Annotated in this window: 20 protein-coding genes; 12 read left to right on the forward strand and 8 right to left on the reverse strand. The window is 61.8% G+C overall.

Translation table 11 applies throughout. From position 1 onward, the window contains the following. Window positions 1-40 precede the first annotated feature (40 nt). Both ACXMYO_RS00895 and ACXMYO_RS00900 read right to left on the reverse strand, forming a co-directional pair. Entirely contained in the window at window positions 41-1,144 is a 1,104-nt protein-coding gene (locus ACXMYO_RS00895; protein WP_457807509.1) for an SMP-30/gluconolactonase/LRE family protein, read from the reverse strand. Between the two features lie 141 nt (window positions 1,145-1,285). Beyond that, the gene (locus ACXMYO_RS00900) at window positions 1,286-2,299 is read right to left on the reverse strand and encodes a zinc-dependent alcohol dehydrogenase family protein (RefSeq protein ID WP_457807510.1); all 1,014 of its coding nucleotides are present in this window, start codon (window positions 2,297-2,299) and stop codon (window positions 1,286-1,288) included. A 140-nt stretch (window positions 2,300-2,439) separates the two neighbouring features. On the opposite strand from ACXMYO_RS00900, the gene radC reads away from it, so the two are divergent. From radC to trpS, 7 genes are all read left to right on the forward strand, one after another. Further along, complete coding sequence (gene radC / locus ACXMYO_RS00905) at window positions 2,440-3,114, forward strand: RadC family protein (RefSeq protein WP_457807511.1); 675 nt, start codon at window positions 2,440-2,442, stop codon at window positions 3,112-3,114. A gap of 202 nt (window positions 3,115-3,316) precedes the next feature. Then, window positions 3,317-3,553 carry a 50S ribosomal protein L28 gene (gene rpmB, locus ACXMYO_RS00910; RefSeq protein ID WP_086620665.1) on the forward strand — a complete coding sequence of 79 codons (237 nt, stop codon included), beginning with the start codon at window positions 3,317-3,319 and terminating at the stop codon, window positions 3,551-3,553. 60 nt (window positions 3,554-3,613) lie between these two features. After that, window positions 3,614-3,769, forward strand: coding sequence for a 50S ribosomal protein L33 (gene rpmG, locus ACXMYO_RS00915; protein ID WP_086620664.1), 156 nt, complete (start codon window positions 3,614-3,616; stop codon window positions 3,767-3,769). A 126-nt stretch (window positions 3,770-3,895) separates the two neighbouring features. Then, window positions 3,896-4,711 carry a bifunctional DNA-formamidopyrimidine glycosylase/DNA-(apurinic or apyrimidinic site) lyase gene (mutM, locus tag ACXMYO_RS00920; RefSeq protein WP_457807512.1) on the forward strand — a complete coding sequence of 272 codons (816 nt, stop codon included), beginning with the start codon at window positions 3,896-3,898 and terminating at the stop codon, window positions 4,709-4,711. Between the two features lie 102 nt (window positions 4,712-4,813). After that, the gene (locus ACXMYO_RS00925) at window positions 4,814-6,004 is read left to right on the forward strand and encodes a class I SAM-dependent rRNA methyltransferase (RefSeq protein ID WP_457807513.1); all 1,191 of its coding nucleotides are present in this window, start codon (window positions 4,814-4,816) and stop codon (window positions 6,002-6,004) included. Between the two features lie 7 nt (window positions 6,005-6,011). After that, window positions 6,012-6,359 carry a putative signal transducing protein gene (locus tag ACXMYO_RS00930; RefSeq protein WP_457807514.1) on the forward strand — a complete coding sequence of 116 codons (348 nt, stop codon included), beginning with the start codon at window positions 6,012-6,014 and terminating at the stop codon, window positions 6,357-6,359. 105 nt (window positions 6,360-6,464) lie between these two features. Beyond that, on the forward strand, window positions 6,465-7,478 hold the full coding sequence (trpS, locus tag ACXMYO_RS00935) for a tryptophan--tRNA ligase (protein ID WP_438766165.1): 1,014 nt from the start codon (window positions 6,465-6,467) through the stop codon (window positions 7,476-7,478). Window positions 7,479-7,562: 84 nt separating this feature from the next. Here trpS and ACXMYO_RS00940 read toward each other — a convergent pair whose 3' ends face one another. Continuing rightward, a complete protein-coding gene (locus ACXMYO_RS00940; RefSeq protein WP_457807515.1) occupies window positions 7,563-9,590 on the reverse strand; it encodes a S9 family peptidase in 2,028 nt (675 codons plus the stop codon). 195 nt (window positions 9,591-9,785) lie between these two features. On the opposite strand from ACXMYO_RS00940, the gene ACXMYO_RS00945 reads away from it, so the two are divergent. Together ACXMYO_RS00945 and ACXMYO_RS00950 are read left to right on the forward strand one after the other, a co-directional pair. Beyond that, on the forward strand, window positions 9,786-11,003 hold the full coding sequence (locus ACXMYO_RS00945) for a YeeE/YedE family protein (RefSeq protein ID WP_457807516.1): 1,218 nt from the start codon (window positions 9,786-9,788) through the stop codon (window positions 11,001-11,003). Between the two features lie 170 nt (window positions 11,004-11,173). Further along, complete coding sequence (locus ACXMYO_RS00950) at window positions 11,174-11,821, forward strand: hypothetical protein (protein WP_457807517.1); 648 nt, start codon at window positions 11,174-11,176, stop codon at window positions 11,819-11,821. A gap of 72 nt (window positions 11,822-11,893) precedes the next feature. On the opposite strand, the gene acnA is transcribed toward ACXMYO_RS00950, so the two are convergent. Continuing rightward, on the reverse strand, window positions 11,894-14,632 hold the full coding sequence (acnA, locus tag ACXMYO_RS00955; RefSeq protein WP_457807518.1) for an aconitate hydratase AcnA: 2,739 nt from the start codon (window positions 14,630-14,632) through the stop codon (window positions 11,894-11,896). Window positions 14,633-14,886: 254 nt separating this feature from the next. Between acnA and ACXMYO_RS00960 the strand changes: the two genes are divergently transcribed. Together ACXMYO_RS00960 and trxB are read left to right on the forward strand one after the other, a co-directional pair. Next, a complete protein-coding gene (locus ACXMYO_RS00960) occupies window positions 14,887-15,093 on the forward strand; it encodes a CPXCG motif-containing cysteine-rich protein (protein ID WP_457809455.1) in 207 nt (68 codons plus the stop codon). Window positions 15,094-15,260: 167 nt separating this feature from the next. After that, the gene (gene trxB / locus ACXMYO_RS00965) at window positions 15,261-16,238 is read left to right on the forward strand and encodes a thioredoxin-disulfide reductase (protein WP_457807519.1); all 978 of its coding nucleotides are present in this window, start codon (window positions 15,261-15,263) and stop codon (window positions 16,236-16,238) included. Between the two features lie 107 nt (window positions 16,239-16,345). On the opposite strand, the gene ACXMYO_RS00970 is transcribed toward trxB, so the two are convergent. Beyond that, on the reverse strand, window positions 16,346-16,582 hold the full coding sequence (locus ACXMYO_RS00970; protein WP_457807520.1) for a SlyX family protein: 237 nt from the start codon (window positions 16,580-16,582) through the stop codon (window positions 16,346-16,348). A gap of 177 nt (window positions 16,583-16,759) precedes the next feature. Between ACXMYO_RS00970 and ACXMYO_RS00975 the strand changes: the two genes are divergently transcribed. Next, on the forward strand, window positions 16,760-17,215 hold the full coding sequence (locus ACXMYO_RS00975; RefSeq protein WP_438766181.1) for a cold shock domain-containing protein: 456 nt from the start codon (window positions 16,760-16,762) through the stop codon (window positions 17,213-17,215). A 99-nt stretch (window positions 17,216-17,314) separates the two neighbouring features. Here ACXMYO_RS00975 and ACXMYO_RS00980 read toward each other — a convergent pair whose 3' ends face one another. From ACXMYO_RS00980 to dapD, 3 genes are all read right to left on the reverse strand, one after another. Further along, window positions 17,315-17,719: a hypothetical protein gene (locus ACXMYO_RS00980; RefSeq protein WP_457807521.1), complete on the reverse strand. Its 405-nt coding sequence runs from the start codon at window positions 17,717-17,719 to the stop codon at window positions 17,315-17,317. Window positions 17,720-17,721: 2 nt separating this feature from the next. Then, window positions 17,722-18,894 carry a succinyl-diaminopimelate desuccinylase gene (gene dapE / locus ACXMYO_RS00985; RefSeq protein WP_457807522.1) on the reverse strand — a complete coding sequence of 391 codons (1,173 nt, stop codon included), beginning with the start codon at window positions 18,892-18,894 and terminating at the stop codon, window positions 17,722-17,724. Window positions 18,895-18,959: 65 nt separating this feature from the next. Next, window positions 18,960-19,985, reverse strand: a complete 1,026-nt coding sequence (gene dapD, locus ACXMYO_RS00990; protein ID WP_457807523.1) for a 2,3,4,5-tetrahydropyridine-2,6-dicarboxylate N-succinyltransferase — start codon at window positions 19,983-19,985, stop codon at window positions 18,960-18,962. Window positions 19,986-19,994: the final 9 nt, after the last annotated feature.

Here is a 19,994-nt window from a genome sequence, read left to right on the forward strand (position 1 = left end):
CAGGGGCACACCCGGTGCCCCTGTCGGTCAGATTCTGTCGTCAGGCGGGCTCGTCCCGGGTCATGTACTGCGCGCCGCGGACGTTGACGAAAATCGAGTAGATGCCGTGGCTTGCGGCCATGAACAGCCGATTGCCCTGCGGGCCGCCGAAGCAGAGGTTGGCACAGCGCTCCGGCAGGCTGATATGGCCGATGGCTTTACCCTCGGAGTCGAACACGCGCACGCCATCCAGCGCTGCCGGGTCGGCATCGGGTGAGCCTGAACTGCCCCAGCCACACCACAGATTGCCCAGCTCGTCGCACTTGATGCCATCAAGGCCGCCAAAGTCCGTTGCCACGATATGCTGCGCTCGCTCTCCCAGCGTGCCGTTATCGTTGACCTGATAGGCCCAGACCAGCCGGTCCGGTCTGGCGCGGCCTTCCACGACGTAGAGGCGCTGTTCATCCGGTGAAAAGCACAGCCCGTTGGGCCCGGCAATGTCGTTGATGACGCGGGTTACCTCCAGCGTGTCGCCGTCGATGCGATAGACGCCGTGCGCCAGCTCGGTCTCGATTTTATGGCCTTCATAGTAGCCGCCGGCCTGAAAGGGCGGGTCGGTAAACCAGATCGAGCCATCGCGCTTGACCACGATATCGTTGGGCGAGTTGAAGCGCTTGCCCTCGAAGTTATCGGCCAGCACCGTGATCTGACCGGTGTGTTCGGTGCGGGTGATGCGCCGGCCAAGATCGTGGGTCGTGGAGCCTTCACAAACGATCAGACGGCCCTGACGATCGCGGGTCATGCCGTTGGAGAAGTTGGCGTTTTCCCGGTAGACGCCCAGCGACTGGCTGATTTCATCCCAGCGCACGATGCGGTTGTTGGGGATGTCGCTCACCAGCAGATAGTTGCCGTCGCCGATCCAGACGGGGCCCTCGGCCCAGCGCAGGCCGTCGGCGAGTTTCTCGACGCTGGCATTGAAAAGGCGCAGATCCATGAAGCGCTCGTCGAGAATCTGTATGGCCGGATCGGGGTAGCGCTGGTTGATTGGCTGTGCCCGGGCAGGCTGGACAAGCGAGACGCCGGCGAGCGCCACCGCGCTGCAGGCCAACGACTGCTTGAGAAACGAACGGCGCAGATCGCTATCGCAATGAGAAGGTGTGTTCATCGGCGTCCCTTTATGGTTGTTAGCGCTAACATCGATTCGTCCTACGCTAGGCGATGTCGGCGCGTTTGGGTATCCGCCAATGGCCCAGGAAGGGGGCGCCATTGCCGGGATGATTCGCTCGGCAATGGCGCAGCCGGGTTATCAGTCGAGGGTAATGACGACCTTGCCCAGATGCTGCTGGCTTTCAAGGTGCTCGAACGCCGCCCGGGTATCGTCAAAAGCGAAGGTGCGATCGATGACCGGCCTGATCCGGTGCTGGGTGATGGCACGGTTCATCTGCTCGAACATCTCGCGTGAGCCCACAAAGATGCCGCGCATCAGTACGCTCTTGCGCATGATGTCGGTCGGGTTGATTTCGCCACCGGTCAATACGCCGATCAGGTTGACCTGACCGCCCAGACGAGCAGAGGCGATCGAGCGCGGCAGGGTGCCGGCACCGCCGACTTCCACCACGTGATCCACGCCGCGCCCGTCGGTCAGGCGAGTGACCTCTTCCTGCCACTCGGGGGTCTGGCGGTAGTTGATGGTGTCATCGGCGCCAAGTTCGCGTACGCGGGCGAGCTTGTCATCGCTTGAGGAGGTCTGAATGGCCCGTGCACCGGCGGCGCGCGCGAACTGCATGCCGAACATGGAGACCCCGCCGGTGCCCAGCAGCAGCACACTGTCACCGGCCTTGAGGGGCGATTTACCGGCGTACAGGGCGTTCCAGGCCGTGACGGCGGCGCAGGGCAGGGTGGCCCCTTCTTCAAACGACAGGTGTTCGGGCAGCGTGACCAGTCCCTGCTGGTCGAACACAACATACTCGCTGAGCACGCCATCGACGGCGCCGCCCAGCGCTGAGCCCGGGTGGCTGTCGTTGACCTCACCGCCCAGCCAGTTCTGCATGAAGATGCCGGCGACGCGGTCACCGACGTTAAAGCGGGTCACATCCTCGCCGAGCTCGACCACCTCACCGGCACCGTCGGACAGCGGCACGCGGTCGGGGGCCACACCGCCGCGGCCGTAGTTGCCCGTGACGATCATCAGGTCACGATAGTTCAGTGACGCCGCGCGCATCCGTACCAGCACCTGGCCGCGTGCCGGGCGAGGCGTATCGCGCTCGGCGGGTGTCAGATCACTGATGGCACCGGTTTTGGGCAGGGTATAAAGCCGCATCGTGAGTCTCCTTGAAATTATCCGATTAACAGATCAAGCGTAGCGTCCGCCCGGGTGTGGCAACAGTCGGCTGCGGTTTCAGTTTCCGTGCGGGTCGCCGTTACCCCTTTTATCAGGACACGCTGTTAAAAGGGGGCGATTTGGGTATCAGTCACTGGCCGGAAGGTGAGCGGCCACGGGAAAAGCTGATCAATCTGGGCGCGCAGACGTTGTCGGATGCCGAGCTTCTGGCCATTTTTTTACGGGTCGGCGTCAAGGGACGCTCGGCGGTGGATCTGGCGCGCGATCTTTTAAGCGAATTCGGCGGGCTGCGGGCGCTGCTCGAGGCCGACCGCGATACCTTCTGTCGGGCCCACGGCCTGGGCGATGCCAAGTACGTGCAGCTTCAGGCCTCGCTCGAACTGTCACGTCGTCATCTGGAAACGCTTTTGATGCGGGGCGATGCGCTCAATTCTCCGCACATGGTGCGCCGGTTTCTAAGCGCGCATCTGCGCGATCTCGGCCATGAAGTGTTTGCAGCACTCTTTCTTGACAGCCAGCACCGGGTGCTGCGCTTTGAAAAGCTCTTTACCGGCACGCTGGACGCCGCGGCCGTCTATCCACGCGAGGTGGCCCGTCGCGCGCTGGCGCTCAATGCCGGCGCCATTATATTCGCGCATAACCATCCTTCCGGCGTGGCCGAGCCCAGCGACGCCGATCGCCGCATCACCACGCGCCTGGTCGAGGCACTGGGGCTTTTCGATATTCGGGTGCTGGATCATTTCGTGGTCGGTGACGGCGAGGTGACCTCCTTTGCCGAGCGGGGCTGGCTTTAGCACTCACGCCGGCGTAAAGGCAATTATATCAAGGCGTGCTTGCCGATCCGGGGGCGCTCTGGTATAAAGTACGCCCTTTGACTTTCTGCGGGTTATGAACAGGGGGCAGGGAGGCGTATCGCCTGCCACTTCTCACCGGTTTGCCCGAATACTTAATAGACACTCATGTGGGGCCCATTCGGGCTCACGGCTGGAGGCTTCCATGTCACAAGTCTGTCAGGTTACCGGCAAGCGTCCGGTGACTGGTAACAACGTTTCCCACTCTCAGCGCAAAACGCGTCGTCGCTTCGTTCCCAACCTGCATACGCATCGTTTCTGGGTCGAGTCCGAAAAGCGCTTTGTCCGTCTGCGTTTGTCCTCCAAGGGCATGCGCATCATCGACAAGAAAGGCATCGAAGTGGTCCTCAAGGATCTGCGTGCCAATGGCCTGAGCGTCTGAGACGACGGTTCGTGATTACACCTCAAGCGCCCCGGGCGCTTGAATGCGGAGAGCAATAACATGCGTGACAAGATCAAGCTGGTTTCAAGCGCGGGTACCGGTCATTTCTACACGACCGACAAGAACAAGCGCAACACCCCTGACAAGCTGGAATTCAAGAAGTACGACCCGGTCGTACGCAAGCATGTCATGTATCGTGAAGCCAAGATCAAGTAATTGATCGCGCTTTACGCGCCGCCCGACAGGGCGGTCTGAAAGGACCCGGCCATGGCCGGGTCCTTTTGCGTCCGGGCCTTGTGCAGGCCATGCCATCCTTTCTCAACGCCACGACGCCAGATTCCCATGCCTGAGTTGCCTGAAGTCGAAACGACCCGCCGCGGCATTGCGCCGTGGGTGGCGGGTTTCGAGATCAATGAAGTCATCATTCGTCATCACCGTCTGCGCATCCCCGTACCGCAAGGGCTGGCCGAACGCCTGACCGGTGAGCGCATCGGCACCATCGACCGACGGGCCAAGTATCTGCTGCTGCCGGTGGCCGGCGGTCATCTGCTCTGGCATCTGGGCATGTCCGGCAGCCTGCGGCTGGTCGAAGTCGGCACCGAGCCGCGCAAGCATGACCATATTGATCTGGTCATGAGTTCCGATCTGATACTGCGCTATCACGACCCGCGCCGCTTCGGGCTGGTGGATTTCATCGAGGGCGACCCGATGAGCGACCGGCGTCTGGTCGCGCTTGGGCCCGAACCGCTGAGTGATGATTTCAGCGGCGTGCATCTCTACCAGCGTTCGCGCGGCAAGCGCGTGGCCGTCAAGAATTTCATCATGGACAGCGCCGTCGTGGTGGGCGTGGGCAATATCTACGCCGCCGAGGCATTGTTCATGGCGGGTATCGACCCGCGTGTCGAAGCCGGGAAAGTGTCGCGTGCGCGCTATCAGCGCCTGGCCGAGGCCATCAAGCAGGTGCTGGCCGCCTCGATCGAGCAGGGCGGCACCACGCTGCGGGATTTCGTCAGCGGTCGCGGCGAGCCGGGCTATTTCGTCCAGCGCCTCAACGTCTACGGGCGCGGCGGCCAGCCGTGTCGCGTCTGTGGCCATGAGCTTCGTTCGATGACCATCGGCCAGCGCGCCAGCGTGTTCTGCCCGCACTGTCAGCATTAGTCGCCTTCGGGGCCATTCGACACGCTGCCGCGGCGGTGCCCAGCTGATAGAATGGCGGGTAATCCGCTTGTGCCCCTTTTATTACCCATTCTGGAAGCTGTCGTGACCCAACGTCTTCGTCTCAAGAAAAACGCCGATCGTCGTCTCAAGGCGGGCCATCTGTGGCTCTATTCCAACGAGATCGACATCGCCGAAACCCCGCTCAAGGACCTTGAGCCCGGCGCTCAGGCCATTGTCGAGGCGGCCAACGGGCGCGCCATGGGCGTGGCCTACGTCAATCCCAACTCGCTGATTTGTGGTCGCATTGTCTCGCGTGACACCGATGTGATGCTGGGTCGTTCCCTGCTGGTGCATCGCTTCAAGCAGGCGCTGTCCCTGCGCGAGCGCCTTTTCGCGCGCCCCTTCTACCGGCTGGTGCATGGCGAAGGCGACCTGCTGCCCGGTCTGGTGGTGGACCGCTTTGATGACGTGGTGGTGGTTCAGCTCAATACGCTGGGCATGGAGAAGGTGCGCGATGAGATCATCGATGCGCTCAACAAGGTGCTTTCGCCGCGCGTGATCGTGCTGCGTGGCGACACGGCCGGGCGGCGTCTGGAGCAGCTCGACGAGCAGGTCGAGATCGTTCAGGGCGAGCTTGAAGGCGCCGTGGCGCTGGAAGAAAACGGCGTGCGCTTTGAAACCGATGTCGTGGGCGGTCAGAAGACCGGCTGGTTCTTTGACCATCGCGACAATCGCGCCTGGCTGAACTCGCAGGTGGCCGGCAAGCGGGTGCTGGATGTGTTCAGCTATGTCGGCGGCTGGGGTGTTCAGGCGGCGGCCAGCGGCGCCTCGGAGGTGGTCTGCGTGGATGCCTCCACGCCGGCACTCGAGCGCGTCATGCAAAATGCCGCGCTCAACGGTGTGGAAGATCGTGTCTCCACCCTGCAGGGCGACGCCTTTGAGGCGCTGTCCCAGCTCAAGGCGCAGGGCGAGGTCTTTGATGTGATCGTGCTCGATCCGCCGGCGTTCATTCGCAAGCGCAAGGACATCAACGCCGGCGAGCGGGCCTATGGCAAGCTCAACCGTGAAGCGATTCGCCTGCTGGGTCGCGATGGCCTTTTGATGTCGGCCTCGTGCTCGATGCATCTGGCCAGTGACCGACTGATCGATATCGTGCGCGGCTCGGCACGTCATCAGGACCGTCACGCCCAGCTGATCTATCAGGGGCATCAGGGCGGTGATCATCCCATCCATCCGTCCATTCCGGAAACGGCCTATCTCAAGGCGATGGGCGTACGGATCTTTCGCGACTGAGGCCACGATGCATTGGGTTCGCGTCTTTCAGCAACCCAACAGCCTGCTGGTCGGGCATGTGCGCAACCTGCTCGAAGGGGCCGGCGTCGACTGCGACATTCGCAACTGGACGCTGGCCGGCGGCATGGGTGATCTGGCGCCCATCGACTGTGAGCCGGAGATCTGGGTGGCGCCACAGGATCAAGCGCGTGCCCGAACGGTGGTCGAGCAGTGGCGCCACAACGCTGAAGGCGCATCGACACCCGGGGCGCGGCTGGCACGGGGCTGGCGCTGTCAGGCCTGTGGCGAATGGCACGACGCGCCCTTTGACTGCTGCTGGCAGTGCGGCCACGAGCGTCCCGATCCGCCGTCCTGACGGGTCTGCCTGTCGCCCGGCTGCCGCGTGCGCGTTACACTATGGCGACTTCCACGCGATGATCTCATCCGCGCCGTTTCCCATCACCGAGCAGACGTTGCGTTCATGACCAGCACACGAGTACTGACCGGCATTACCACGACCGGCACCCCCCATCTGGGCAATTACGTCGGTGCCATTCGCCCCGCCATTGCCGCAAGCCAGGACGACAGCGTTCAGTCCTACTATTTTCTGGCCGACCTGCATGCGCTGATCAAGGCAAGCGACCCGAAGCGCGTGCAGCAGTCGCGCCTTGAAATCGCCGCGACCTGGCTGGCGCTGGGGCTGGATACGGACAACGCCATCTTTTATCGCCAGTCGGACATCCACGAGACCACCGAGCTTGCCTGGATGCTCTCCTGCGTCTGCGCCAAGGGGCTGATGAACCGGGCGCATGCCTACAAGGCGGCCGTGACGGACAACGAAGACAACGGCAGTCCCGACCCGGACCGCGGCATTACCATGGGGCTTTTCAGCTACCCGGTACTGATGGCGGCCGACATTTTGCTGTTCAACGCCAACCGTGTGCCGGTGGGGCGTGATCAGGTACAGCACATCGAGATGGCTCGTGACATGGCCGGACGTTTCAACCACCTCTACAAGGGCGAGTATTTCACGCTGCCCGAGGCGGTGGTGGACGAGCGCGTTCAGACGCTTAACGGGCTGGACGGGCGCAAGATGTCCAAAAGCTATGACAACACCATTCCGCTGTTCTCTACCGAGAAAAAGCTTTTAAAGCTGATTCGCAAGATCAAGACCAACTCGCTGGAGCCGGGGGAACCCAAGGACCCGGAAACCTGCACGCTCTTTCAGATCTATTCGGCCTTTGCCACCGAAAGCGAAGAGCAGGCCATGCGCACGCGCTATCTTGAAGGCATCGGCTGGGGCGATGCCAAAAATGCGGTGTTTGAGCATCTCAACGCACAGCTTGAAGGCCCGCGCGGTGAATATGAACGACTCATGCAGGACCCGGGGCATATCGAGTCGGTGCTGCAAAAGGGCGCCGAGCGCGCCCGCGGCGAGGCCAATGTGCTGCTGGAGCGTCTGCGCCCGGCCGTGGGGCTGGGTCGCTTTGTCTGATTGATCCGGTCTGCAAAGGTAAAAAAGGCCGCCTTCTCGTGAAGGCGGCCTTTTTTCGTATCAAGGGCTGTTGGCGTTTACCGATCAGCCTTGTGTGCCAAGCGCTGTCTCAAGCCCCGGCGTGTACTCGGCGCCGTGCGGCACGGTCACGGTAGAGGGGGTTAGCGCCTCACCGATCGGCTCGAATCGGCCCCCCAGTGCTTCGGCCAGAAACGCCTCGGTAATGGCATTAAAGGCAATGTTGTTGGCCGGGCGGGCAAAGCCGTGGCCTTCATCCGGGAAGAGCACGTAGGTTACCGGAATCGATTTCTCGCGCATGGCGTCCACGATCTGGTCGCTTTCGGCCTGCTTGACGCGCGGGTCGTTGGCGCCCTGACCGATCAACAGCGGACGCTGGATGCGATCGGCATGGGTCAGCGGCGAGCGCGCCTTCAGCCATTCGCGGCCCGCTTCGGTATTGGGGTCTGCCATGCGGCGATACATCTGCTGGCGACCGGCCTCCCAGTAGGGCGGAATGCTCTCCAGCAGCGTGGTCAGATTCGACGGCCCGACGATATCGACACCGCAGGCGAACACCTCAGGCGTCATGGTCAGCCCGGCAAGCGTGGCGTAGCCGCCGTAGGAGCCGCCCATGATGGCCACCCGGTCCGGGTCGGCAACGCCCTGATCGACCGCCCAGCCCACGGCATCGATCAGATCATCGTGCATGGTGGTGCCCCACTCGCCGTCGCCGGCGGCAGTGAAGGACTTGCCAAGCCCCGTCGAGCCGCGATAGTTGACCGAAAGCACCGCATAGCCGCGGTTGGCCAGCCACTGGTGGTAGCTGTTGCTGCCGTAGCTGTCGCGCGCCCAGGGGCCGCCATGGACCAGCAGCACCATGGGGAGCGGGGCGTCCGGCGTCTTGAAACCCTCGGCATCGCTGCCCTCGGGCAGGGTCAGATAGGAGACCAGCGTGAGGCCGTCGCGGGAAGTAATCTCCAGCGGCGTCATGCCGGCCAGCGGGGCGCCTTCCAGCTCCGGACGGCTGACAAACAGCGAGGTCAGCGTGCGATTGTCGCGATCAAAAAGCCATGTCTCGGCAGGTGCCGTGACCGGGTCGTTGACCACGATCCAGCGTCGGTCGTCATCGGTGCGCGATGTCACATTGACCTCGCCCTTGAGTTTGCCGTCGAGAAAGGCAAGCTCTTCACCGATGGCCGGGTCGATGGCGGTCCATTCGGTGCGCAGGTAATCCACGGCAAAGGCCTGGATGTCGTGGTTGTCGCGATCGGCCATCACGCCGGTGATATCGGCCTTCGGCGACTGGGCGATGACGCGGGTTTCGCCGCTGTTCCAGTCCTGGGCAGTAAGGGCTGCCGTGTCGCGCCCGCGGCTGTCGATCCAGTACATGGTGCGACCGTCACGGGTAAAGCCGGCCGGGCCGGTATTGGCGCTGTCTTCAAAGCTGATGGAGGCGAACGGCTCGGCCTCGACCGTCAGGTCGTTGACGCGAAAGAAGTCTTCGCCGCCGTCGGCGCGGGGCTGTTCGGCCAGACGAATGTTGAGATCTTCATCGAGCAGAAAGCCGCCGTAACCCTCGTTTTGCAGCACCAGCGACAGCTCGCCGCTGTCGAGATTGAGCCGGTAGACGTCATGCCAGCGCGGGTCACGGTCGTTGATGCCGACCATGATGCAATCCCTGACATGGCGGCTCACGCCCAGTACCTGAACGCGTACGCCTTCCTGGGGTGTGAGAAGGCGCTGCTCGCCACTGCTGACGCTCACCCCGTAAAGACGAAAGTTTTCGTCGCCGCCCTGATCATTGACGTACAAAAGCTGGCGGCTGTCCGGCGACCAGAAATAGCTGCGGATCGGCCGGGTGTCTTCGTGGGTCAGGGCGCGCGCCTGGTCGGGCTGGTCGGCGGGGGCGACCCACAGATTGAGCACCTCGTTGACAGGGGCAATCCAGGAGAGCCACTGCCCATCGGGGCTCAGGCGGCCCTGGACACGGCTGGGGTTGCCAAACAGACGCTGACGTTCGATAAGCGTTTCGTTGCCCGTATGGCCGGCCCCTGCCGAGGGGGTCTGGCTGGCCGGCACGGCGGACAGCGCGACATTAATCCAGCGCATCATGAACTCCTTGAATCGATAGGCTATAACCGCACGCGTGTACGGTGTCATTCAGGTTTCGACAGCATAACGTACGTGGGTCTCCCGGGCCTGATGAATCCAATGACCCGCATTTATTTCAGCCCCGGTGTTTATGCCTATAGAATATGAATAACGATCTTTTTATTTCTGGAGCAATGGTATGTCTGGAGTCGCGTTATGGCACAGGTGACAGCAACCGGGCAGCAAGGGCCGCTGCATCAATCCCCGGTCGTGTGGGGGGCGGGGGCGCTCTTGCTGGTGGCAATACTTTTGGTCGGTACGACCATCAGCGTGACGCAGGGCGCGCTGATTCTGGTGGGCGGGGCGCTGGGTCTGGTGCTTTATCACGCCGCCTTCGGCTTCACCTCGGCCTGGCGGGTGTTCATTCTTGAGCGTCGCGGTCGCGGGCTGCGCGCCCAGATGGTGCTGCTGACCGTGGCGGTGCTGCTTTTCTTTCCGGCGCTGTCGGCCGGCACGCTGTTTGATCAGCCGGTACGCGGCTTTGTCTCGCCCATTGGCGTGTCGGTCATGGTCGGGGCGTTCATCTTTGGTATCGGCATGCAGCTGGGCGGTGGCTGCGCCTCGGGGACACTGTTTACGGCCGGCGGCGGTAATGCGCGCATGGTCGTCACCCTGATCTTTTTTATCGTCGGCTCGGTGCTGGCGACCATCAACTTTGACTGGTGGGCCTCGCTCCCGGCATTTGAGCCGGTATCGCTGGTCGAGCTGGGGGCCGGCCCCGGGATCGCGACAAGCCTGGTGCTGTTTGCGTTGATTGCTGCTTTGACCGTGTGGCTTGAGCGGCGTCGGCATGGCAACCTGGAAGCGGCGGCCGTGCCGGCCGAGCGTCGCGGCACGGCGCGCTGGCTGCGTGGCCCCTGGCCGCTGCTTTTCGGTGCCGTCGCGCTGGCCCTGCTCAACTTTGCCACGCTGGCACTGGCCGGCAAGCCCTGGGGCATCACGTCAGCCTTTGCGCTCTGGGGGGCCAAGATCATTCAGGCCATGGGGATTGATCCGGGGCAGTGGAGCTACTGGCAGCAGCCCGGCAATGCCAGTGCACTGGATCAGAGCATCTGGAACGATATCAACAGCGTCATGAATATCGGCATCGTGCTGGGTGCGATGCTGGCGGCGGCGCTGGCCGGCAGGTTTCGACCCAGCTTCAAAATTCCGGCGCGTTCGCTGGCCGCCTGCGTCATCGGTGGGGTGCTGCTGGGCTACGGCGCGCGCATCGCCTTTGGCTGCAATATCGGCGCCTATTTCAGCGGTATCGCTTCGGGCAGCCTGCACGGCTGGGTCTGGATGGTTTTTGCCTTCGCCGGCAACATGGTGGGTGTCAAACTCAGACCCTTCTTTTTCGACCAGCCGGCGCGTCCGGCTGTCAGCGGCTGCTGAATGGCGTTGTTAACAAGGATGATGAGCGTGGAGGTGCCCGGCGGGCATCTCCGCGTCCATACTGATCAACGGGTTATGATGCATGTTGCATTTTCATGAATTTTTCAGCCTTTCGTGATGATGGAGCGCTATAATGACTTGTTAACACGCTTATGATTGTCGGAAGTTTCATGTCAGATTCAATATCTTCAACCCCTGCCGAGCGCCGACAGACGCTCAACAGCATCTATCGCTACGTTGCCTATCTCTTCTTTATTGCGCTGATCTGTCAGTGCATGTACTGGGACGCCCTGCCCAAAGCCCTTGATGATCAGTTTACCGAAGCCTCATTCGCCGAAATTTCCCAGACCGTCATGCTTTCGATCAGTCTGGTGTTTCTCTGGAAAATTCGCGGGATGGGTGTCTATCGCCACGGCACCGTGCTGATGTTTGCCTTTTTGCTGGCGTCACTGATCCGCGAACAGGATTTTCTGTTTGATCGGGTGTTCGACGGGCTGTGGCAGTGGCTGGTGACACTGGTGCTGGTGCCGGCACTGGTGTATCTGGTGCGCTATCGCCATCACGTCCTGGATGAATGCACCCGCTACATGCAGCAGATGTCCTTCGGGCTCTTTTTAAGCGGCATGCTGACGCTGTATGTCTTCTCGCGCCTGATGGGTCGAGGGATCTTCTGGGAAGCCATCATGAAGGCGCAGTACATCTACGAGATCAAGTCCACGGTGGAAGAGGGCATCGAGACGCTGGGCTATGCGCTGATGCTGCTGGCCGTCGTTGAGCTGTGGCTCTGGGCACGCCGACAGGTGGCCCTGTCGAACTGATCCGCTATATGTGATTGCACAAAAAAGGCCCCATCCTCGGATGGGGCCTTTTGATCTGGCAGAAACGAGGGCTTACTTCGGCAGCATGCTGCGCAGCACGTAGTGGAGGATACCGCCGTGACGGTAGTACTCCAGCTCGTTGACGGTGTCGATACGACACAGCGCGTCGAGCTCTCGGGTATTGCCATCGGCAAAGGTAACGGCGACCTTCACGCTGGCGCCCGGCGTCAGGTCGGTCAGACCCGAGATGCTGATGGTTTCGTCACCGGTCATGCCCAGCGAGTTGCGGTCTTCACCTTCCGGGAACTGCAGGGGCAGAACGCCCATGCCGATCAGGTTGGAGCGGTGGATGCGCTCGTAGGACTCGGCGATGACGGCGCGTACGCCCAGCAGACGCGTGCCCTTGGCGGCCCAGTCACGCGAGGAGCCGGTGCCGTATTCCTTGCCGGCGATGATGACCAGCGGCGTGCCTTCCTCGGCGTATTTCATGGCGGCATCGTAGATGGCCATCTGTTCGCCGTTCGGGACGTAGCGGGTCATGCCGCCTTCGACGCCATCGAGCATCTCGTTGCGGATACGCACGTTGGCGAAGGTGCCGCGCATCATCACTTCGTGGTTACCACGACGAGAGCCGTAGGAGTTGAAGTCCTTGACCTCGACACCGCGCTCCTGCAGATAGCGACCTGCCGGGCTGTCAGGCTTGATGGAACCGGCCGGGGAGATGTGGTCGGTGGTCACCGAGTCACCCAGTTTGGCCAGAACGCTGGCGTTTTTGACGTCCTGGATCGGTTCCGGCTCGCGACCCATGCCTTCAAAGAAGGGCGGATGCTGGATATAGGTGGAGTCCTTCGACCATTCGTAGACTTCACCCGGGGTGATGTCGATGGACTGCCAGGTCTCGTCGCCGTCAAAGACCTCGGCGTACTCCTTGCGATACATGTCGCTGCGCACGCGCTCGACAGCCTCGGCAATCTCTTTCTGGGACGGCCAGATGTCCTTGAGATAGACCGGATTGCCTTCCTTGTCGTTGCCCAGCGACTCTTTCGAGATGTCCAGGCGCACGTTGCCGGCCAGCGCGTAGGCCACGACCAGGGGCGGTGACGCCAGCCAGTTGGTCTGGACCAGCGGATGGATGCGGCCTTCGAAGTTACGGTTGCCCGACAGGACCGAGGCGACCGTCAGGTTGTCGTCCTGAATGGCGGTGTCGATCTGCTCGGGCAGCGGGCCGGAGTTGCCGATACAGGTGGTGCAGCCATAGCCGACCAGGTTAAAGCCCAGCGCGTTGAGCGGCTCCTGGAAACCGGCGGTGGCCAGATAGTCGGTCACGACCTTGGAGCCGGGGGCCAGCGAGGTCTTGACCCACGGCTTGCTGGTCAGACCCTTTTCGACGGCCTTTTTGGCCACAAGACCTGCTGCCATCAACACGCTCGGGTTGGAGGTGTTGGTGCAGGAGGTAATGGCGGCAATGACGACCGCGCCATCCTGCAGGCGGAACTTGTGCCCGCGGTGCTCGATGTTGGGGTCTTCGTTGAAGCTATTGTCGACAAAGGGCGCGGTGTTGCCGCCTTCGCTCTGCCAGCGGCCTTCTTCCTTCGATGGCGCGTCCTGAGACTGATCGGCCAGCAGCTTCTCGAAGGTGGCGCTCATGTCGGTCAGGGCGACGCGGTCCTGCGGACGCTTGGGGCCGGCCAGGCTTGCCTCGACAATGTCCATGTCCAGCGACAGGGTGTCGGTGAAGATCGGCTCGTGGCCCGGCTCGCGCCACAGGCCCTGCTGCTGGGCGTAGGCCTGCACCAGTTCAATCTGCTCCTGGCTGCGCCCGGTGAGCTTCATGTAGTTCAGGGTTTCATCGTCGATCGGGAAGAAACCACAGGTCGCGCCGTATTCGGGCGCCATGTTGGCAATGGTGGCACGGTCGGCCAGCGGCAGATCCTTGAGGCCATCACCGTAGAACTCGACAAACTTGCCGACCACGCCCTTTTTGCGCAGCATCTGGGTCACGGTCAACACCAGGTCGGTGGCCGTGATGCCTTCTCTGAGCTTGCCTTCGAGCTTGAAGCCGATGACTTCCGGAATCAGCATGGAAACCGGCTGGCCCAGCATGGCGGCTTCGGCTTCGATACCACCAACGCCCCAGCCCAGAACGCCCAGACCGTTGATCATGGTGGTGTGGGAGTCGGTGCCGACCAGGGTGTCGGGGAAGGCAAAGGTCTTGCCGTCTTCTTCCTTCGTCCAGACCGACTTGCCCAGGTACTCGAGGTTGACCTGGTGGCAGATGCCGGTGCCGGGCGGTACGACGCTGAAGTTGTCAAAGGCCTGCTGACCCCAGCGCAGGAACTCGTAGCGCTCGAGGTTACGCTGCATCTCGATTTTGACGTTGTCTTCAAACGCCTGCGGGTTGCCGTAATCGTCAACCATGACCGAGTGGTCGATGACCAGATCCACCGGCGACAGCGGGTTGATGCGAGAGGGCTTTTCGCCCAGTTTGGCCACCGCATCGCGCATGGCGGCGAGGTCGACAACGCCGGGAACGCCGGTGAAATCCTGCATCAGAACGCGGGCCGGGCGGTAGCCGATCTCGCGCGTGGAGCGGCCTTCCTTCTGCCAGTCCACCAGCGCCTGAATGTCGTCCTCAGTGGCGGTCACGCCGTCCTGAAAACGCAGCTGGTTTTCAAGCAACACCTTGAGCGTGAAGGGCAGACGCGTAAAATCGCCGTACTGCTCGGCTGCCTTTTCAAGGCTATAGTAGTGGTAGGTGTTGTCACCGACCGTCAGCGCGCTGAGCGTGCCTTTGGTGTTATCAGGGCTCATGAGGCCTCCTCATCATCGGATTCCGGACCCGCACCATGCGACCTGGTAACCTCCGTCAGGAGAGGCAATAACGCATGGCCGGTACGCCGCATCAGGAAACATGGTCCAGCGTGATGCTGCTTCCTGATGAGTATAGTAAGCATACCCGCAATATGACCTTGTGTCGGTCTGCCTACATTGTCGACAAACTTCGTGGCGCTAGCATAACAGTTTACCGCCTGTTTCGTTCAAGTATTTCAAGGCGAAAGCCCTCTATGTGCGACCAATGGCTAATATCATGGCAGGACCATTGCCCCTACTGCGACGCCATGAATGACATCGATATCGACACCAGCCAGGGCTCCCATGTGACCTGGGTCGACTGTCAGTGGTGCTGCGCACCGATCGTTCTTTCCGTGACGATATCGCCTTTCGATGACACCCTCGAGTCGGTCACGCTCGGCCGCGATGACGATGCCTGAGTCTGCTTGCGGCAATGAGTGTCATTGCCATCACCGATTGGCCCCGCACCGTACGCTTGCCCACAATGGAGCCGGTAGCATCATGTCTTTTCGGACACTGAAGCACGCCATGGGCAGTGTTACACTGGGCGCCATCCAATTTCCGTTGATTTCTACCGAGGTATGTCATGAGTGATGCCAGCCATCATCCGCTGATTATTCTGGGCTCCGGCCCGGCCGGCTATTCCGCGGCGGTCTACGCGGCTCGCGCCAATCTGTCTCCGATGCTGTTGACCGGGATGGAAATGGGCGGTCAGTTGACCACCACCACGGATGTCGACAATTGGCCGGGTGATGACAGCGGCGTTCAGGGGCCCGAGCTCATGGAGCGCATGCGTCGTCATGCCGAGCGTTTTGATACCGATATCCGCATCGATCACATCAATGAGGTCACGCTGACCGAGCGTCCCTTTCGTCTCAAGGGCGATCAGGGCAGCTATACCTGTGACGCTCTGATCGTGGCCACCGGCGCCACTGCGTTGTATCTCGGCCTCGAATCCGAAGAGCGGTTCAAGGGGCAGGGCGTATCCGCCTGTGCGACCTGCGACGGCTTTTTCTATCGCAACAAGGATGTCGTGGTCGTGGGTGGCGGCAACACGGCAGTTGAGGAAGCACTTTATCTTTCCAACATCGCCTCGAAGGTGACGCTGGTCCATCGCCGCGACAGCCTGCGGGCCGAGAAGATCCTGCAGAAAAAGCTGTTCGACAAGGTCGACAACGGCAACATGGCAATCGAATGGAACACCATGGTTGATGAGGTGCTCGGCGATGGCTCGGGCGTGACGGGCGTGCGGCTCAAGTCCATGACGGATGGCAGTACGCGCGAGCTTCAAGCGCCGGGGCTGTTCGTGGCCATCGGCCATCGACCCAATACCGATCTGTTCAATGGCCAGCTCGACATGAAGGATGGCTATATCACGGTCAAATCGGGCCTTCATGGCAATGCCACCGCCACCAGCATCGAGGGTGTGTTTGCCGCTGGTGACGTGGCCGACCAGATCTATCGTCAGGCGATTACCTCGGCCGGCAGCGGCTGCATGGCCGCCCTTGATGCCGAGCGCTATCTCGACGGGCTCGACCCGAGCGTGCCGCATTCGGCCTGGTAAGGCTTGTTGATCATAATCGCGACCTGAAAAGGGGGAGAGGCTCGGGCCTTTCCCCTTTTTTTGTGTCCGGCTGAGCCATGAGGGCCCAGTGTTCAGCGCGCTGGTCTTCAGTAGTGGGGCGGTCGCTCCTCGCCGCCGTCGTACTGCAGGGACTCAAGGCTTTCGCGCTGCTCACCAAGCCGCTGGGCCATAAGGTTACACAGCCGCTCCAGGCGCTCGATGGTGGCGTTTTGAGTGATCAGTGCTTCGTCCAGACGCTCCAGCCAGTTTTCCTGCCAGGCAAGGCGACTTTCCAGATCGTTAGCGCGCTCTATCACCTGCTTAAGCGTAGTGTCAATGTGCATGTTAGAATCAGCTTGTTGCGGAGGTGTTGTCATATCGTTGATCTCCGTACGTTAAACATCCGGCCAAACGGTCGGTGGCTGGGTTCACATCCCGTGAACAAGGGGCATCATGGGAATATGCGGGGTGAGAACAGTCCGAGTAAACAATCCGATAAACGTTTGAAGCAGAGTATCGTCATGAGTGCAAAAACCATCTGGCGCTGTACCGTTATCAGCCTGCTGCTGGCGCTTTTAACGCCGGTTCTTGCAGGTTTTCTTGTCTACCTTGCAAGCCCTGTCGTCATCGAGAACATGGCCGCTGACCCCGGTCTTGTCGTCATCTGGGCGCTGTCTGCCGTGGCATCCTTTGTGGCACTTGAAATCGCAACGCTTGCCATGCACGTGTTGACCCCGACCCTGTCCAACGTGGTGGAAGTCGAAAAGGATGATCGCGAGATCGGCGTGGTCAAGTGGTTCAATGTCAACAAGGGCTACGGCTTTATTACCCGTGACGGCGGTGAGGACGTCTTCGTCCATTTTCGCGCCATTCGCGGCAAGGGGCACCGTACGCTGGCCGAGGGACAGCGGGTGCGTTACTACTCCATCCAGAACGAGCGCGGTCTGCAGGCCGAGGATGTCACCGTCATTACGTAACAGGCATCCTCTTGTTGCAGGTCATGAACGCTGTCACAAAAACGCCCCGCAACGCGGGGCGTTTTTATGCTCAAAACGCGCTCAGGGGGCGTGCCGCCGTTACTTTTTCGCGTCCTGTTGACCGGCGTCGGGCCAGTGGATCACGCCTTCGCTGCCATCGGCGAGGATCTGGAAAAAGCGGTCGGGGTCATCGCCGGGCTGCCAGCCGCCCAGCGAGCAGCGCACCTCGCATTCCAGTGCCTGGCTGGCGGCGCGGGCACAGTCGACATCCCTGGGCCAGGGCGTGAGCTCGCTGTCAAACCAGAGACTGGCCAGCCGGTCGGCGGCATGTTCGACCAGCAAAACGGGCAGACGCTGACCCTGGTACACCGGCGCGGTCCGCCACTGCTGTTTGCCGGCGCGCTCAAGCGTGACAGGCGTTTGCAGTGCCTCGCTGAGCCATTGCGAGATACGCTCGGCGTCATTGCAGACAAGATAAACCTCGATATCTGGATAGTGCTCCATGGTTATCGCAGCAGCCGGTCAAGGGTGGATTCAAGGGCCTGGCGCATCAGATCAAGGTCCGTGGCGAGAATGCGCTCATCGCGCTGATGGATGGTGGCATTACGCGGCCCGAACTCGATGGTCTGCGGCCCCAGCGTAGCAATAAAGCGGGCGTCAGAGGTACCACCGCCGGTAGAGAGCCGGGGAGGCGTTCCGGTGATACCGGCCAGTGCCGCGCTTACCGCGTCGGTCAGCGCGCCCGGTTCGGTCATGAAGGGCTCGCCCGAGAGCTGCCAGTCGATGTGCCAGTCAAGCTTGTGCGCATCAAGCAGCGCCTCAATGCGTGACGTGAGCGCCTGCGCCGTGACCTCGGTGGAAAAGCGCAGGTTGAAGGTCACCTCCAGCTCGCCGGGGATGACATTGTTGGCACCGGTGCCGCCATGAATATTGGAAATCTGGAGGCTGGTCGGTGGGAAAAAGTCATTGCCGCTGTCCCAATGCTCGGCGACCAGAGCGTCAAGCGCCGGCAGGGCCTGATGGATGGGATTGCGCGCCAGCTGCGGATAGGCGACATGGCCCTGAATGCCCTGGAGGCGCAACACGCCGTTGAGCGAACCGCGCCGGCCGTTTTTGATCACATCGCCAAAGTGCGCCTCGGAGGAGGGCTCGCCGACGATGCAGTAATCAACAACTTCCTGTCGCGCGCGCAGGATTTCTACCACGGCGCGGGTGCCGTCACGGGCCGGCCCCTCTTCATCGCTGGTCAGCAAAAAGGCAATGCGTCCGGCATGGTCGGGGTGGGCGCTTACGAAGCGCTCGACGGCCGTGACCATCGCGGCCAGTGAGCCCTTCATGTCGGCCGCACCTCGACCGCGCAGGTAGCCGTCGTCATCAATGCAGGGCGAGAAGGGCGGGGTCTGCCACAGATGTTCGGGGCCGGTGGGCACCACATCGGTGTGGCCGGCCAATACCAGTGTGGGCCCGCCGTGGCCGCGCACGGCCCAGAGATTGCGCACCTCGCCCTGATCCATCCACTCCAGATGAAAGCCCAGCTGCGCCAGACGCTCACCGATCAGCGTCTGACAGCCGGCATCCTCCGGGGTAATAGAGGCTCTCGAGAGCAGCTCAAGCGCCAGTGTCAGCGTCTCGCTCGGTGCCTGTGCGTTCGCCGCAGTGTTGTCGGAAACCTTGTACATGACGCTCTTCGTTCAACGGGCGCTCGCATGAGCGCCCGGATGGGTGGACAGCGCTGAACGATCCCTTAGTTGTGGGCGTGCAGGGCGTCGTTGAGTGCGATGGCGCTCTTGTTGGTGCGGCACTCAAGGCGGCCCGTCTGGGAGTGGCGCAGAAACAGCAGATCGCTCTGTCCGGCCAGCTGGCGTGCCGCCACGGTCTCGACCAGTTCGCCCTGATCGTCGAGCACCGCCACTTTGGCGCCGGCGGTGATGTAGAGACCGGCTTCAACCGTGCAGCGATCACCCAGCGGGATACCGATGCCGGCATTGGCGCCGATCAGGCAGTTTTCACCGGTGCCAATCACGATGTTGCCACCGCCGGAAAGCGTGCCCATGGTCGAGGCGCCGCCGCCCAGATCCGAGCCGCTGCCCAGCATGACGCCGGCTGCGATGCGGCCTTCGACCATGCCCGGGCCTTCGGTGCCGGCATTGAAGTTGCAAAAGCCTTCATGCATGACGGTGGTGCCTTCGCCCAGATAGGCGCCCAGACGCACACGTGCCGTGTCGGCGATACGAACGCCCTTCGGCACCACGTAGTCGGTCATCTTGGGGAACTTGTCGACACAGTCGATGGACAGAGCGCGGCCTTCAAGACGTGCCTTCAGGCGACGGTCGTTGAGTTCCTCGATATCAATGGCGCCTTCGCTGCTCCAGGCGATGTTTTTCAAAAGGCCGAACATGCCGTCAAGCCTGATGCCGTGGGGCCTGACCAGACGATGGGACAGCAGATGCAGCTTGAGATACACCTCCGGCACGCTCTCAGGGGCGCGATCTTCTTCCAGGAAGACGGCGACCAGCGGGCGGCGACTGTCTGCCATGGCGCGGGCGATGTCGGCCTGCTCGTCACAGCCGGCATGCGTTAACGCCTCGGCCAGGCTTTCGCAGTGTTCAGACAGAAAGCTTGCGGCCACGTTGCCTTCGGGGGCGCCCAGCGTGCTGCGCACGGTATCGACAAGCGTACGGTCCGGGGCGTGAAGCGGGGCGGGGTAATAGACTTCGAGCCAGTCGCCCTGACGGTTCTGGGTGCCGATACCCAGTGCAAAACTCAGCATGAAAAACTC

Source organism: Kushneria sp. EE4, assembly GCF_977968315.1.

Coding starts and splice junctions, on each gene's coding strand:
- ACXMYO_RS00975 (WP_438766181.1), top strand. CDS start 16,760: ATGAGTGCAAAAACCATCTGGCGCTGTACCGTTATCAGCCTGCTGCTG.
- acnA (WP_457807518.1), bottom strand. CDS start 14,632: ATGAGCCCTGATAACACCAAAGGCACGCTCAGCGCGCTGACGGTCGGT.
- ACXMYO_RS00930 (WP_457807514.1), top strand. CDS start 6,012: ATGCATTGGGTTCGCGTCTTTCAGCAACCCAACAGCCTGCTGGTCGGG.
- ACXMYO_RS00945 (WP_457807516.1), top strand. CDS start 9,786: ATGGCACAGGTGACAGCAACCGGGCAGCAAGGGCCGCTGCATCAATCC.
- ACXMYO_RS00960 (WP_457809455.1), top strand. CDS start 14,887: ATGTGCGACCAATGGCTAATATCATGGCAGGACCATTGCCCCTACTGC.
- ACXMYO_RS00950 (WP_457807517.1), top strand. CDS start 11,174: ATGTCAGATTCAATATCTTCAACCCCTGCCGAGCGCCGACAGACGCTC.
- ACXMYO_RS00980 (WP_457807521.1), bottom strand. CDS start 17,719: ATGGAGCACTATCCAGATATCGAGGTTTATCTTGTCTGCAATGACGCC.
- ACXMYO_RS00970 (WP_457807520.1), bottom strand. CDS start 16,582: ATGCACATTGACACTACGCTTAAGCAGGTGATAGAGCGCGCTAACGAT.
- ACXMYO_RS00900 (WP_457807510.1), bottom strand. CDS start 2,299: ATGCGGCTTTATACCCTGCCCAAAACCGGTGCCATCAGTGATCTGACA.
- ACXMYO_RS00895 (WP_457807509.1), bottom strand. CDS start 1,144: ATGAACACACCTTCTCATTGCGATAGCGATCTGCGCCGTTCGTTTCTC.
- dapD (WP_457807523.1), bottom strand. CDS start 19,985: ATGCTGAGTTTTGCACTGGGTATCGGCACCCAGAACCGTCAGGGCGAC.
- dapE (WP_457807522.1), bottom strand. CDS start 18,894: ATGTACAAGGTTTCCGACAACACTGCGGCGAACGCACAGGCACCGAGC.
- trxB (WP_457807519.1), top strand. CDS start 15,261: ATGAGTGATGCCAGCCATCATCCGCTGATTATTCTGGGCTCCGGCCCG.
- ACXMYO_RS00940 (WP_457807515.1), bottom strand. CDS start 9,590: ATGATGCGCTGGATTAATGTCGCGCTGTCCGCCGTGCCGGCCAGCCAG.
- rpmB (WP_086620665.1), top strand. CDS start 3,317: ATGTCACAAGTCTGTCAGGTTACCGGCAAGCGTCCGGTGACTGGTAAC.
- rpmG (WP_086620664.1), top strand. CDS start 3,614: ATGCGTGACAAGATCAAGCTGGTTTCAAGCGCGGGTACCGGTCATTTC.
- mutM (WP_457807512.1), top strand. CDS start 3,896: ATGCCTGAGTTGCCTGAAGTCGAAACGACCCGCCGCGGCATTGCGCCG.
- trpS (WP_438766165.1), top strand. CDS start 6,465: ATGACCAGCACACGAGTACTGACCGGCATTACCACGACCGGCACCCCC.